The organism is Pseudomonas sp. BTN1 (assembly GCF_001907715.1).
GTDB lineage: Bacteria > Pseudomonadota > Gammaproteobacteria > Pseudomonadales > Pseudomonadaceae > Aquipseudomonas > Aquipseudomonas paracarnis.
The window spans coordinates 22,339-36,455 of sequence record NZ_MPBM01000008.1; the positions used below are offsets into that span (position 1 = coordinate 22,339).

13 protein-coding genes are annotated in these 14,117 nt (G+C 61.7%); 2 read left to right on the top strand and 11 right to left on the bottom strand.

Going from position 1 to position 14,117, the window contains the following annotated elements; translation table 11 throughout:
* Positions 1-4: 4 nt before the first annotated feature.
* From BMH52_RS03500 to ctlX, 6 genes are all read right to left on the bottom strand, one after another.
* Positions 5-835 (bottom strand): ABC transporter ATP-binding protein, encoded by an 831-nt coding sequence (locus tag BMH52_RS03500; RefSeq protein WP_014719025.1) that lies wholly within the window; start codon positions 833-835, stop codon positions 5-7.
* 3 nt (positions 836-838) lie between these two features.
* Positions 839-1,552, bottom strand: coding sequence for an ABC transporter permease (locus BMH52_RS03505; RefSeq protein WP_014719024.1), 714 nt, complete (start codon positions 1,550-1,552; stop codon positions 839-841).
* Positions 1,549-2,250: an ABC transporter permease gene (locus tag BMH52_RS03510; protein ID WP_014719023.1), complete on the bottom strand. Its 702-nt coding sequence runs from the start codon at positions 2,248-2,250 to the stop codon at positions 1,549-1,551. The genes BMH52_RS03505 and BMH52_RS03510 overlap by 4 nt, the downstream gene beginning before the upstream one ends.
* Before the next feature lie 138 nt (positions 2,251-2,388).
* Positions 2,389-3,168, bottom strand: a complete 780-nt coding sequence (locus BMH52_RS03515; protein ID WP_014719022.1) for an ABC transporter substrate-binding protein — start codon at positions 3,166-3,168, stop codon at positions 2,389-2,391.
* A gap of 227 nt (positions 3,169-3,395) precedes the next feature.
* On the bottom strand, positions 3,396-4,442 hold the full coding sequence (locus BMH52_RS03520) for an ornithine cyclodeaminase (RefSeq protein ID WP_020301301.1): 1,047 nt from the start codon (positions 4,440-4,442) through the stop codon (positions 3,396-3,398).
* A gap of 11 nt (positions 4,443-4,453) precedes the next feature.
* The gene (ctlX, locus tag BMH52_RS03525; RefSeq protein ID WP_014719020.1) at positions 4,454-5,380 is read right to left on the bottom strand and encodes a citrulline utilization hydrolase CtlX; all 927 of its coding nucleotides are present in this window, start codon (positions 5,378-5,380) and stop codon (positions 4,454-4,456) included.
* 283 nt (positions 5,381-5,663) lie between these two features.
* Here ctlX and BMH52_RS03530 point away from each other — a divergent pair, with 283 nt between their 5' ends.
* The gene (locus BMH52_RS03530) at positions 5,664-6,557 is read left to right on the top strand and encodes a GNAT family acetyltransferase (RefSeq protein WP_073842920.1); all 894 of its coding nucleotides are present in this window, start codon (positions 5,664-5,666) and stop codon (positions 6,555-6,557) included.
* Positions 6,558-6,808: 251 nt separating this feature from the next.
* On the opposite strand, the gene BMH52_RS03535 is transcribed toward BMH52_RS03530, so the two are convergent.
* From BMH52_RS03535 to BMH52_RS03555, 5 genes are all read right to left on the bottom strand, one after another.
* Positions 6,809-7,828, bottom strand: coding sequence for a branched-chain amino acid aminotransferase (locus BMH52_RS03535; protein WP_014719018.1), 1,020 nt, complete (start codon positions 7,826-7,828; stop codon positions 6,809-6,811).
* Between the two features lie 203 nt (positions 7,829-8,031).
* Positions 8,032-9,411 (bottom strand): dihydrolipoyl dehydrogenase, encoded by a 1,380-nt coding sequence (lpdA, locus tag BMH52_RS03540; RefSeq protein ID WP_038450611.1) that lies wholly within the window; start codon positions 9,409-9,411, stop codon positions 8,032-8,034.
* A gap of 4 nt (positions 9,412-9,415) precedes the next feature.
* A complete protein-coding gene (locus BMH52_RS03545; protein WP_014719016.1) occupies positions 9,416-10,681 on the bottom strand; it encodes a dihydrolipoamide acetyltransferase family protein in 1,266 nt (421 codons plus the stop codon).
* Complete coding sequence (locus BMH52_RS03550) at positions 10,682-11,740, bottom strand: alpha-ketoacid dehydrogenase subunit beta (protein ID WP_073842922.1); 1,059 nt, start codon at positions 11,738-11,740, stop codon at positions 10,682-10,684.
* Position 11,741: 1 nt separating this feature from the next.
* A complete protein-coding gene (locus BMH52_RS03555) occupies positions 11,742-12,977 on the bottom strand; it encodes a 3-methyl-2-oxobutanoate dehydrogenase (2-methylpropanoyl-transferring) subunit alpha (RefSeq protein ID WP_014719015.1) in 1,236 nt (411 codons plus the stop codon).
* Positions 12,978-13,172: 195 nt separating this feature from the next.
* Here BMH52_RS03555 and bkdR point away from each other — a divergent pair, with 195 nt between their 5' ends.
* Positions 13,173-13,661 carry a Bkd operon transcriptional regulator BkdR gene (gene bkdR / locus BMH52_RS03560; RefSeq protein WP_003174877.1) on the top strand — a complete coding sequence of 163 codons (489 nt, stop codon included), beginning with the start codon at positions 13,173-13,175 and terminating at the stop codon, positions 13,659-13,661.
* Positions 13,662-14,117 lie beyond the last annotated feature (456 nt).

The following is a 14,117-nucleotide window of genomic DNA, read 5'->3' on the forward strand; positions in this document are numbered from 1 at the left end:
GAGTTCACTTCAAACGGTTGGAAAGAAATTGCTGCAAGCGTTCGCTGGTGGGATGGTCGAGGATCTCGGCGCCGCCGTGTTCTTCGACTCGGCCCTGGTGCAGGAACAGCACTTGGCTGGACACCTGGCGGGCAAAGCCCATTTCGTGGGTGACCATCAGCATGGTACGACCTTCCTCGGCCAACGTCTGTATGACTTTGAGCACTTCTCCTACGAGTTCCGGGTCCAGGGCCGAGGTGGGTTCATCGAACAGGATAATCTCCGGTTCCATTGCCAGCGCGCGCGCAATGGCCACGCGCTGCTGCTGGCCACCGGACAGGAACGCCGGGTATTGGTCCGCCACGCGGCTCGGCAGGCCGACCTTGTCCAGGTACAACCGCGCACGTTTCTCGGCTTCGGCGGCGCTCACGTTCAGCACCCGGCGCGGGGCCATGGTGATGTTTTCCAGCACGGTCATGTGGCTCCACAGGTTGAAGTGCTGGAACACCATGGCCAGGCGCGTGCGCAGGTTTTGCAGTTGCGCCTGGTGCGGCGCACGGGTGCCGGCGCGGCCTGGTTGCATTTCGATGCTGATGCCGTCCAGGGTGATCACACCGGCGTCAGGCTGTTCCAGAAAGTTGATGCACCGCAGCATCGTGCTTTTGCCCGAGCCGCTGGCGCCGATCAGGCTGATCACATCGCCCTGGCGTGCGTTGAGGGACACGCCCTTGAGCACTTCGTGTTCGCCGTAGCGTTTATGGATACCTTCGACTTGCAGCTTGATGGCCGCCGTGGCGGTTTTGCCGACGGGTACATCCATTGGATAAGCGGCCAGGGCCTGCGCGGACTGATTCATGGGTTAGCCTCGGGTAGGAACAAGAAAGCGCATCCAGCGACGTTCGGCCAGCCTGAACAGGCCCACCAGTGCAAAGGACAGCAGCATGTAGAGCAGGGCGGCGATGCCGAAGGCCTGGAAGGTCAGGAACGTCTCGGCATTGGCATCGCGGGCGACCTTGAGGATGTCGGCGACGGTGGCGGTAAACGCCAGTGACGTGGCGTGCAGCATCAGGATCATTTCATTGCTGTAGGCCGGCAGGGCGCGACGCAATGCGGCGGGCACGATCACAAACAGGTTCAGCCGCCAGCCGTGCAGGCCATAGGCGCGTGCCGCTTCGATCTCGCCATGGGGAATGTTGCGGATTGCCCCGGCGAAGATTTCCACGGTGTAGGCGCAGGTGTTGAGCACAAACGCCAACAGTGTGCAGTTCAGCGCGTTGCGGAAAAACTGGTTGAGCAGGGCGTTGTCCTGCACCACTTCCAGGCTGTACAGCCCGGTGTAGCAAATCAGCAGTTGGATATACAGGGGCGTGCCACGGAACAGGTAGGTGTAAACCTCCACCGGCCAGCGCAGCCAGAAATGCTCTGAGACGCGTGCCAGCGCCAGGGGGATCGACAGGCCAAAGCCGAGCACCACCGAGATAATGAACAGCCACAAGGTCATGGCGACACCGGACAGGCCGCTGCCATCGCTGAACAGATAGGCCAGGCCGTATTGCTGGAACAGTTCGATCATCGCGCCATCCCCTTGATGCCCAGGTTATAGCGCCGTTCCAGGCGCTTGAAGATGCGGTTGGAGAGGGTGGTAATCACCAGGTACACCAGGCCCGCGAGGATCAGGAAGTACAGCGGCTCGCTGGTGGACTTGCCGGCGTTCTGCGCGGCCTTGACCAGGTCTGACAGGCCGATGATGGACACCAGCGCCGTGGACTTGAGCAGCACCAGCCAGTTATTGCCCAGGCCAGGCAGGGCAAAGCGCATCAGTTGCGGGAACAGCACCAGGTGAAAGCGCTGCCAGCGACTCAGGCCGTAGGCGGTGGCGGCTTCCAGTTGGCCCGCCGGCACACTGAGGATCGCACCCCGGAAGTTCTCGGTGAAATACGCACCGTAGATAAAGCCCAGGGTGATCACCCCGGCGGTAAACGGGTCGATTTCAACGTAGTCCCAGCCGAACGCTTCGGTCAGGTCGTTGAGCCACAGTTGCAGGCTGTAGAAGATCAGCAGGATCAGTACCAGGTCCGGCACGCTGCGGATCAACGTGGTGTAGAGCGTGGCCGGCACGCGCAGCCATTTGGCGCTGGAGAGTTTGGCGCCAGCGGCGACCAGGCCCAGGGTAAGGCTCAGGGCCAGGGCGAGGAACGCCAGCTTGAGCGTCATCCAGGCACCCTGGGCCAGCATGGGGCCGTAGCCTTGCAGGTTGAGGAGGTCGTTCATGGGGAAGATCTCGAAGGAGTGCACGGATTTACTGTGGGAGCTGGCTTGCCTGCGATAACGGTGGTGCAGTCACGGCGTGGGTGCCTGAAGCACCGCTATCGCGGGCAAGCCCGCTCCCACAGGGGCACGGGTTGCCGGTTACTCGTTGTAGATGTCCTGATCGCCAAAGTATTTCTTCTGGATCTGTGCGTAAGTGCCATCGGCCTGGACGGCGGCGATGCCCTTGTTGATCAGCTCACGCAATGCCTGGTCGTTCTTGCGCAGGCCCATGGCGATGTCCAGCGGCAGGGTCGGGTCCTTGAAGGCCGGGCCGGTCTTGAAGTCGGCGCCTTCGGGCTTGGACAGGAAGTTGAGCTGGGCTTCGAGCTTGTCCGTCAGGGTGGCGTCGAGGCGGCCGTTTTGCAGGTCGGCGTAGTTCTGTTCCTGGGACTGGTATGCCTTGATCTGTGCACCGAGCTTGGCCAGGTGTGCGCGGGCATAGGCTTCCTGCAACGAGCCTTGCAGCACGCCAACGTGCTTGCCGTTCAGCGACTCGGGGGTGTCACCGAAGGTGGCGTTTTTACGGGTGATCACCGAGGTGGGGCTGAGGAACAGGCGGTCGGTGAAGTCGATGACTTTCTCACGAGCCGGGGTCACGGCCATGGAGGACATGATCGCGTCGAACTTGCGCGCACGCAGGGCCGGGATCATGCCGTCGAATTCGTTGTGCACCCAGGTGCATTTCACTTCGAGCTTGGCGCAGATAGCGTTGCCCAGTTCGATATCGAACCCTTGCAGGCTGCCGTCGGCGGCGACAGATTCGAAGGGCGGGTATTCGGGGAACACGCCAAACCGGATTTCTTTCCAGTCCTGGGCGTGGGCAGCAGTGGCGCACAGTGGCAACAGCAACGCAGCGAAGAGTGATCGCAGAGGAGTCATGTGTCGGTCCCTATATTTTGTAATTGATGTCAGGGGCAGTGAATAACTGGGAGCAGAGAATGCTTCATGGTGGTGCGTTTTTTGTGTCGTTTACCCCCTGCGCAAAGCGCAAATTGCGCTGTTAAAACAAGCAATGCAGCGGAATCGGCTGTGGCACCGGCAAAATCGGCTTTTAACCCACTAGAATCTGGCCTGCCCTGGGCGCAAAGCGGCAGGCCAGAGCGGTTTCAGGCGCGCTTTTTATGCTGTACCACAGGTTGCTGGGCCAGGCGTGCGAACAGGTTTTTCGGGTCGGCCAGGTCCGGCACCAGCTCCAGCTCGCTGCCCACATCCAAGGCTTTGGCCACGTCCAATACATAGCGCAGGGCCGAGTAGTCTTCGATGGCAAAACCCACCGAGTCGAACAGGGTAATTTGGCGGTCATTTTCGCGGCCCGGCTGTTGGCCGTTGATCACTTGCCACAGCTCGGTGACCGGCGAATCTTCCGGCATATGCTGGATTTCACCTTCGATGCGGCTTTGCGGTTCGTACTCGACGATCACCCGGGCGCGCTCGACGATGCGGCGGTCCAGCTCGGTCTTGCCCGGGCAGTCACCGCCCACGGCATTGAGGTGCATGCCTGGCTCGATCATCTCGTCAGTCAGGATGGTGGCGTAGGCTTTGTCCGCAGTCACGGTGGTGACAATGTCCGCGCCTTTGACTGCCTCGGCGACGCTGGCGGCCAGGATCACCTTGATCGCCGGGAACGCCTTGAGGTTGGCGGCGAGCTTGGCGGTGGCCTGGGGGTCGATGTCGAACAGGCGGATTTCAGTAATACCGAGCATGGCGTGGAAGGCCAGGGCCTGGAATTCGCTTTGGCAGCCGTTGCCGATCAGCGCCATGCTGCGGCTGTTGGCGCGGGCCAGGTAGCGGGCGACCAGGGCCGAGGTGGCGGCGGTGCGGATCGCAGTGGTCAGGGTCATTTCCGCCAGCAGCACCGGTTTACCGGTGTCGACGTCGCCCAAGGCACCGAACGCCATCACGGTGAGCATGCCGGCCAGGGTGTTTTTCGGGTGGCCGTTAACGTACTTGAAGGCGTACAGCGAGGCGTCGGACACCGGCATCAGCTCGATCACCCCATCCGGTGAATGGTTGGCCAGGCGCGCGCATTTCTCGAAATCCTGCCAGCGCAGGTAGTCGGCGCGAATGTAGTCGGCCATTTCGGTGATGCAGGTTTGCAGGCCTTTTTGCGAAACCAGGTAGCTGAGGTCGTTGACGTCGATATAACGGGTCATGGCAAGACTCCTTATTGAAATGAGGGACGGGCCGGCAGATGCACTTCGGCCAGCATGCAGCGGGCACTGCCGCCGCCGATGCGTTCGATGTTGTCGATATTCACCACCACCGGCCGCGTATGGCGTTCCACATGCTGACGCTGCGCCGGATGCAGGGCGCCCCAGGCACTGGCGGACATCACCAGCAACGGCTGGCCGTCCCGGTCGTGGACCTCCAGCATGTTGCCGGCGAAGGCTTCCAGCTGGTCGAAGTCCAGGCTGAGGATGTCTTTGCCGGTATCACGCAGGGAGCGTTCCAGGGCCAGGCGTTCGCGGTCGTCGGGCAGGGCCTGCAGGCACACCACCGCGAGGTCGCGGCCAACGCTCATCATCACGTTGCTGTGGTAGATGGGTGCCTGGTGGCGGTCCAGGGCGTGGAACACGCAGAGTTGGTAGTCGAGGCGTTCGGCAAACTGGCGCAGGGCCGCGTGGTGGGTGCGCCCCGAATGGCAGGCGTAGCTGATGCGGTGCTGGCGGTCGAGTACCATGCTGCCGGTGCCTTCCAGGAAGATGTTCTGTTGTTCCAGGTGGCTGAGATCGATGGTGGTGTTGATCGCAAAGCGCTGCTCCAAAACTTGCAGCACGCCCTTGTTGCGCTCCAGTCGGCGGTTCTGGCCTTCCATGGGGTAGAGCACCAGGCTGCCGTCGGCATGGCTGCTCCACCAGTTGTTGGGGAAGATCGAGTCGGGCGTATGGGGCGCCGGCGTGTCCTGCACCACCAGCACCTCCACGCCGTGCTGGCGCAAGGTGTCGACATAACCGTCGAACTCCTCCAGCGCTTTGTGCTGTGCACTGAGCGGGTCCAGCGGCGGGCGTTGGAAACGGTTGTTGATCGCGGTATCCGGGTTGAAGGCAAAGCGCGCCGGGCGGATCATCAGGACGGTGTTGGTGGTTTGCATGGGGGCACGGGTCCGTTGGGGATCTTGTGCCGCTATTGTGTGCGTTGCGGGGAAAGGATCCCGGCTGAAACGGCGGGGTGGCTCAGCCAAGAAAGCTGAAAACGGGAGTGGCGCAGCCGAATCGGCTGCCAGATTGAAATACGATCAAACTGTGGGAGCTGGCTTGCCTGCGATAGCGGTGTGTCAGCCCCATTCATCTGGCTGGCCCACCGCTATCGCAGGCAAGCCAGCTCCCACATTGGTATTGTGGTGATTGTTATCGCTGTGTCAGCCAGGAGGAACCATGTCTACCGCTGTTCGCCTTGCCCAACCTTCCGATGCCGAAGGTATCAGCCACGTCATCCTGGCTGCGCTGCACAGCAGCAACGCACGTGATTACCCAGCAGATGTGATTGCGCGGGTTGCCAGCAACTTCACCCCCGACGCTGTGCTGGCATTGCTCCAGCGGCGGGTAGTGTTGGTGGCGACTCAGGCTCAACTGATCGTCGCTACGGCCGCACTGGATGGCAATGTGGTGCGCTCGGTGTTCGTCAACCCAGCACTGCAAGGGCAGGGCATTGGCCGATTGTTGATGATCGAGATCGAACTGCGCGCCCGTGAAGCCGGCGTGACGGTCTTGAGCGTGCCGTCCTCGCTGACGGCGCAAGCCTTCTACGCTAAGTTGGGTTTTCACAACGTGCGTGACGTGTACCACGGCAATGAGCGCACGTTGGTGATGGAAAAAACGCTGTTGTCCCGCCACCCCATAGGGCCTTATCGCGACCGTCAACACCGTGCCCAGGTGATTGAGCTATGGCAGCAGGCGTTTGGCTATGACACCGCGCATAACCTGCCGAGCCTGGCGATTGATAAGAAACTGGCGGTCAACGACGGGTTGTTCTTCGTTGCCACCGACAACAAAGCCGTGATCGGTACCATTCTCGCCGGCTATGACGGGCACCGTGGCTGGTTGTATTCGGTGGCGGTGCATACCGACTATCGGCGCCATGGCCTGGGATCGTCGCTGGTGCGCTATGCCGAACAGGCGTTGACGGCGCTGGGTTGCATGAAGATCAACCTGCAGATCACCGGCGGCAATGACGTGGTGGTGGGGTTTTATGAGGCGTTGGGGTACGGGGTGGAGCCGAGGATCAGTATGGGCAAGAAGATTGCCGAGAATATTGCGCCACGCTCTTGAAAGCGCAGAAACCAGTGTGGGAGCTGGCTTGCCTGCGATAGCGGTGGGCCCTTGATCGTTCCCACGCTCTGCGTGGGAATGCCGCCTGGGACGCTCCGCGTCCCGCCGGACAACAGGTGACGCGGAGCGTCAGGGGATGCATTGCATTCCCACGCGGAGCGTGGGAACGATCATATGCTGGCTGACAGATCGCTATCGCAGGCAAGCCAGCTCCCACAGGGGTTTTGTGGTGTCGCTGGCTTTCGTGGCTGTCAGACCTTGACGATCCAACCCGCCGGCGCTTCAACGTCACCGGTCTGCACACCGGTCAGCTCTTTGTAGAGCTTCTGGGTGATCGGGCCGACTTCGGTCTCGCTGTGGAACACGTGCAGCTTGCCGTTGTACTGGATGCCGCCGATAGGCGAGATCACCGCAGCGGTACCACAGGCGCCGGCTTCCTTGAATTGGTCCAGCTTGTCGATGAACACTTCGCCCTCGACCACTTCCAGGCCCAGGCGGGTCTGGGCCAGTTCGATCAGCGACAGGCGGGTGATGCCTGGCAATACCGAAGGCGACTTCGGCGTGATGAACTGGTTGTCGTGGGTGATCCCGAAGAAGTTGGCCGAGCCGACTTCTTCGATTTTCGAGTGGGTCATCGGGTCCAGGTAGATCGCGTCGGCGAAGCCGAATTTCTTCGCTTCCGAACCGGGCATCAGGCTGGCGGCGTAGTTGCCACCGACCTTGGCGGCACCGGTGCCTTGCGGCGCGGCGCGGTCGTAGCCGGAGATCTGGAAGTTGTGCGGCACCAGGCCGCCCTTGAAGTAGGCACCGACCGGGATGCAGAACACCGAGAAGATGAACTCCGGCGCGCTACGCACGCCAATGTTGTCTCCGGTGCCGATCACGAACGGGCGCAGGTACAGCGCGCCGCCACTGCCGTACGGCGGGATGAAGCGCTCGTTGGCCTTGACCACTTGTTTGCAGGCGTCGATGAACGCGTCGGTCGGCACTTGTGGCATCAGCAGGCGGCCACAGCTGCGCTGCATGCGGGCGGCGTTCTGGTCCGGGCGGAACAGGTTGATCGAACCGTCCTTGCAACGGTAGGCCTTCAGGCCCTCGAAGCATTGCTGGCCATAATGCAGGGCAGTGGAGCCCTCGCTGATGTGCAGCACATTGTCGTCGGTCAGGGTGCCAGCTTGCCATTCGCCGTTTTTCCAGACCTGGAGAAACCGCTTGTCGGTCTTGATGTAGTCAAAACCCAGCTTGTCCCAATTGATGCTCTCGTTACCCATGACACCCTCTATCTCTGGTCAAGTCGGATTTTTTTCTGGATGGCGCAACAATACTGCATTCTTGGCCGGTGTGGGAGCAGGGCGGCGGACCATTCAACCTCTGCATTGGCTGATCCACCGCTATCGCGGGCAAGCCCGGCTCCCACATTGGAATGCATTCCAAGTGTGGGAGCTGGCTTGCCTGCGATAGCCACGCCACGGTTTTACAGGTGCAACGCGTGCCCCAATGCCCGCAACGCCGCTTCCTGCACCGCTTCACCCAGAGTCGGGTGGGCATGGATGGTGCCGGCCACATCCTCCAGGCGCGCACCCATTTCCAGGCTCAGGCCAAACGCAGTGGACAGTTCCGAAACCCCAGCCCCCACCGCTTGCCAGCCAACAATCAAGTGATTGTCACGTCGCGCCACCACCCGCACGAAGCCGGCTTTGGACTCCAGCGTCATGGCCCGGCCATTGGCGGCGAAGGGGAAGCTCGACACAATGCAATCCAGGCCGGCAGCCTTGGCCTCGTCCGGGGTCTTGCCGACCACCACCAGTTCCGGGTCGGTAAAGCACACCGCCGGAATTGCCGCCGGGTTGAATTCGCGGGCCTTGCCGCTGATCAGTTCGGCAACCATTTCGCCCTGGGCCATGGCCCGGTGCGCCAGCATCGGCTCGCCACTGAGGTCGCCGATGGCATACACGTTGCGCATGCTGGTCTGGCAGCGGCTGTCGATCTTGATCGCCGCGCCGTTCATGTCCAGGTTCAGCGCTTCGAGGTTCCAACCCTGGGTGTTGGGTTTGCGCCCCACGGCGACCAGCACCTGGTCGGTGTCCAGCGCCAAGATGTCGCCGTTGGGGGCGCGCACCTGCAGTTTGCCGTCGGCAAAGCCGGTGACGCTGTGTTCCAGGTACAGCTTCACGCCAAGTTTCTTCAAGGATTCAGCCACCGGCAGGGTCAGCTCGGCGTCGTAGGCCGGCAGGATGTGCGCCTGGGCCTCGACCACACTGACGTCGGCACCCAGCTTGCGGTAGGCAATCCCCAGTTCCAGGCCGATATAACCACCGCCCACCACGATCAGGCGCCGGGGCACATGGGTCGGTGCCAGGGCTTCGGTGGAGGAGATAATCGGCCCGCCAATCGGCAGCATCGGCAGGTTGACGCTTGTCGAGCCGGTGGCCAGCAGCAGATGTTCGCACTGGATGCGCTGCTCGCCCACCTCGACAGTCTTGCCGTCGATGACTTTGGCCCAGCCATGGATCACCTGCACCTTGTGTTTTTTCAGCAGTGCGGCGACGCCGGTGGTCAGGCGGTCAACGATGCCGTCTTTCCATTCCACGCTCTTGCGGATGTCCAGGGTCGGTACATCCACTTCAATGCCCAGTTGCGAGCCCTGGCTATGGTGCACGGTTTGCTGGAACTGCTCGGCCACATGGATCAGCGCCTTGGAGGGAATGCAGCCGATGTTCAGGCAGGTGCCGCCCAGTGCCTGGCCTTCCACCAGGATGGTGGGGATGCCCAGTTGGCCTGCGCGAATCGCCGCCACATAACCGCCGGGGCCGCCGCCGATAATCAGCAGCGTGGTGTGCAATGTCTGAGTCATGCCCTTACTCCAGGAACAGGCTGGCGGGTTGTTCGAGCAGGCCGCGAATGGCCTGGATGAATTGCGCCGCGTCCATGCCATCGACCACGCGGTGATCGAAGGAGCTGGAGAGGTTCATCATCTTGCGCACCACGATCTGGCCCTTGATCACCATCGGCCGCTCAACGATGCGGTTGACGCCGACGATGGCCACTTCCGGCAGGTTCAGCACCGGCGTGCTGACAATGCCGCCCAAGGCGCCAAGGCTGGTCAGGGTGATGGTGGAACCGGACAGCTCATCGCGGCTGGCCTTGCCTGTGCGTGCGGCATTGGCCAAACGCGCGATTTCTTCGGCAGTGCCCCACAGGCTGCGGGCTTCGGCGTGACGTACCACCGGCACCATCAGGCCCACGTCGCTTTGGGTGGCGACGCCCACATGCACGGCACCAAGGCGCGTGATGACCTGGGCTTCGTCGTCGTAACGCGCATTGATCTGCGGGAAGTCGCGCAAGGCTACCACCATGGCCCGCACGATAAACGGCAGCAGGGTCAGCTTGCCGCGTGTCGCACCGTGCTTCTCGTTGAGATGCACGCGCAACTCGTCGAGGGCGGTGACGTCGATTTCTTCCACGTAGCTGAAATGCGCGGCGCGCCGGGTGGCGTCCTGCATGCGCTGGGCGATCTTGCGGCGCATGCCGATCACCGGGATTTGGTGTTCGTCGTTGCGCTCGGCGTAAGGGTTGGCGGCACTGGCGCCCGTTGCCGTGCCCTGGCGCAAGTAAGCCTCCAGGTCTTCATGCAGAATTCGGCCGGCAGGCCCTGTGCCCTGGACCAGGCGCAGTTGAATCCCGGCATCCAGCGCGTGTTTGCGCACGGCAGGCGAGGCCAATGGGCGTTCGCTGGCTTCACGGGCCACGGGCGCTTGCGGCGCTTTCACTGCTGCAGCGGGCTTGCTTTCTACCGGCGCCTGTACCGGTTTGGCTTCGGCCACAGGCGGCGCGGCCTTCGCCGGCTCGGCAACCACCGGGACATCCTTGGTATTGCCTGCGCCTTCTACTTCAATGCTGATCAAAATACTGCCCACTGCCATGACCTCACCCGGCTCGCCGCCGAGGGAAATGACTTTGCCGTGGACCGGCGAGGGAATATCCACCATCGCCTTGTCGGTCATCACATCCGCCAGCACCTGGTCTTCAACCACCAGGTCGCCGACCTTTACATGCCATACCGACAATTCAACTTCCGCGATGCCTTCGCCAATGTCCGGCATCTTGATAACGTGCGTGCCCATTCAGACCTCCATGACCCGTTTCAACGCCGCGCCCACTCGGGACGGCCCTGGGAAATACGCCCACTCCTGCGCGTGCGGGTAGGGAGTGTCCCAACCAGTGACGCGTTCGATCGGCGCTTCCAGGTGGTGGAAGCAATGCTCTTGCACCAGCGAGACCAACTCGGCACCAAAGCCGCAGGTGCGCGTGGCCTCATGCACCACCACGCAACGGCCGGTCTTTTTCACCGACTTGACGATGGTCTCCAGGTCCAGCGGCCACAGGCTGCGCAGGTCAATGACCTCGGCGTCGATGCCGGTTTCTTCAGCGGCGACTTGCGACACATACACGGTGGTGCCATAGGTCAGCACGGTCACGGCCGAGCCTGGGCGCACGACGGCGGCTACGTCCAGGGGCACGGTGTAGTAACCGTCCGGCACCTGGGCTTGGGGGTGTTTGGACCACGGCGTTACCGGGCGGTCGTGGTGACCGTCGAACGGGCCGTTGTACAGGCGCTTGGGCTCCAGGAAGATCACCGGGTCATCGTTTTCGATGGAGGCGATCAGCAGGCCCTTGGCGTCATAGGGGTTGGACGGCATCACCGTGCGCAGGCCGCAGACCTGGGTGAACACCGCTTCGATACTCTGGCTGTGGGTCTGGCCGCCATAGATGCCGCCACCGCAGGGCATGCGCATGGTCAAGGGCGCAGTGAACTGGCCGGCCGAGCGATAACGCAGGCGTGCCGCTTCGGAAATGATCTGGTCGGTGGCGGGGTAGACGTAGTCGGCGAACTGGATTTCCGCTACCGGGCGCAGGCCGTAAGCGCCCATGCCCACGGCCACGCCGACGATGCCGCTTTCCGAGATGGGGGCGTCAAACACCCGCGAGCTGCCGTACTTGGTCTGCAAGCCTTCGGTGCAACGGAACACGCCGCCGAAGTACCCGACGTCCTGGCCGAACACCACCACGTTGTCGTCACGCTCAAGCATCACATCCATGGCCGAGCGCAGGGCCTGGATCATGGTCATGGTGGTGGTGGTCATGGCGGTTTCCAGTTCGATACTGTTGTTGTGGTCGTTCATGTCACACCCCCAACTCTTGACGCTGGCGCTTCAAGTGCTCCGGCATCTCTTTATAGACATCCTCGAACATGGTCGCGGCGCTTGGAATCTGGCCACCGGCGAGGGTGCCGTACTGTTCGGCTTCCTTCTGCGCCTTGACCACTTCGGCTTCAAGTTCGGCACTGACCGCCGCGTGTTCCTCTTCGGACCACTGGCCAATTTTGATCAGGTGCTGCTTGAGGCGGGCAATCGGATCGCCCAGCGGGAAGTGGCTCCAGTCGTCGGCGGGACGGTACTTGGATGGGTCATCGGAGGTGGAGTGTGGGCCGGCGCGGTAGGTGACCCACTCGATCAGGGTGGGCCCCAGGTTGCGGCGCGCACGCTCGGCAGCCCAGGCCGAGGCGGCGTACACGGCGATAAAGTCGTTGCCGTCCACGCGCAGGGAAGCGATGCCGCAACCGACGCCGCGTCCGGCGAAGGTGGTGGCTTCACCGCCGGCGATGGCCTGGAAGGTGGAAATCGCCCACTGGTTGTTGACCACGTTGAGAATCACTGGCGCGCGGTACACGTGGGCGAAGGTGAGGGCGGTGTGGAAATCCGATTCAGCAGTGGCGCCGTCGCCAATCCAGGCCGAGGCGATCTTGGTATCGCCCTTGATCGCCGAGGCCATGCCCCAGCCCACGCCCTGCACGAATTGGGTGGCAAGGTTGCCGGAAATAGTGAAGAAGCCCGCCTCCTTGACCGAATACATGATCGGCAACTGACGGCCCTTGAGCGGGTCGCGCTCGTTGGACAGCAGTTGGCAGATCAGGTCCACCAGCGGCACCTCGCGGGCCATCAGGATGCTTTGCTGGCGATAGGTGGGGAAGCACATGTCGTCGATATTCAAGGCCAGGGCCTGGGCGCTGCCGATGGCTTCTTCGCCAAGGCTTTGCATGTAGAACGACATTTTTTTCTGACGCTGGGCGACCACCATGCGGTTGTCGAAAATGCGCGTCTTGAGCATGGCGCGCATGCCGCGGCGCATGATCTCGGTGGAGACACCTTCGGCCCACGGACCCAGGGCCTGGCCCTGATCGTCGAGCACACGGATCAGGCCCTTGGCCAGGTCGGCGGTGTCGGCCGGTTCTACGTCGATGGCGGGTTTGCGTACCAGGCCGGCGTCGGTCAAACGCAGGTAGGTAAAGTCGGTCTTGCAGCCTGGGCGGCCCGAGGGTTCGGGAACATGCAGGCGCAGCGGTGCATACGGCTGGGTCATGGCTTTCTACGCTCTATCTTGTGAATTTCTTGTAGTGGGCGCGCTAGCTGACAGTCAGTCTTCGGGTAGAAGAAATCTTGTCCTACAACAATCATAGGCGTGGCGTAGAAGAATATTTATCTGTGTTTCATTGCGCTCACGGTCATTTGCGGATAAAAAAACTGCATAAACATAATAAACAGGTGATTTTGTCTCATGCGCAAACTGGACCGTACCGATATCGGCATTCTCAACGCCCTGCAGGAGAATGCCCGGATCACCAATGCCGACCTGGCCCGCTCGGTCAACCTGTCGCCCACGCCGTGTTTCAACCGGGTCAAGGCGATGGAAGAACTGGGGCTGATTCGTGAGCAGGTCACGCTGCTGGATGCTGATTTGCTGGGGCTGCACGTCAATGTGTTCATCCATGTGAGCCTGGAAAAACAGAACGAGCTGGCGCTGCAGCAATTCGAAGGGGCGATCTCGGATCGGCCTGAGGTGATGGAGTGCTACCTGATGGCCGGCGACCCGGACTATTTGATCCGGGTGTTGGTGCCCACGATTCAGTCGCTGGAGCGTTTCATGATGGACTTTTTGACCAAGGTGCCGGGGGTGGCGAACATTCGCTCCAGCTTTGCCTTGAAGCAAGTGCGCTACAAAACCGCATTGCCATTGCCGGCCAATGGCATCAGCCTCGGTTCCTGATTCAACACGGGACAAAATGTAGGGCTTGCCTGGGATGACGGCCTGCCAGCCGACGCCAATCTACCTGACACCCAACGATCCAACTGTGGGAGCTGGCTTGCTCGCGATGGCGGCCTGACAGCCGACGATTACCTACCTGACACCCTAACGATCCAACTGTGGGAGCTGGCTTGCCTGCGAAGACGGCCTCACAGTCAACGTAGCTGGATTGTGTACATATCCATTCCTGCGGTAACGGCCACTTAGGGTTCCGCTTTTACAGCGGCTTACTTTTGAAAAGAGCCCAAAAGTAAAAACGCTCTTGCCCCACCACTCGCCAATTCCGGCCAGCGTGGTTTGATGGGGCGCCTAAGATCAAGATCAAAAGCAGATCAAGAGCAAGAGCGGCTCGCTTCGCATCGTAGTTACCGTTGAGCGCTACAGCGTTGTATCAAGACGCAACTGGCCCACCGCTAT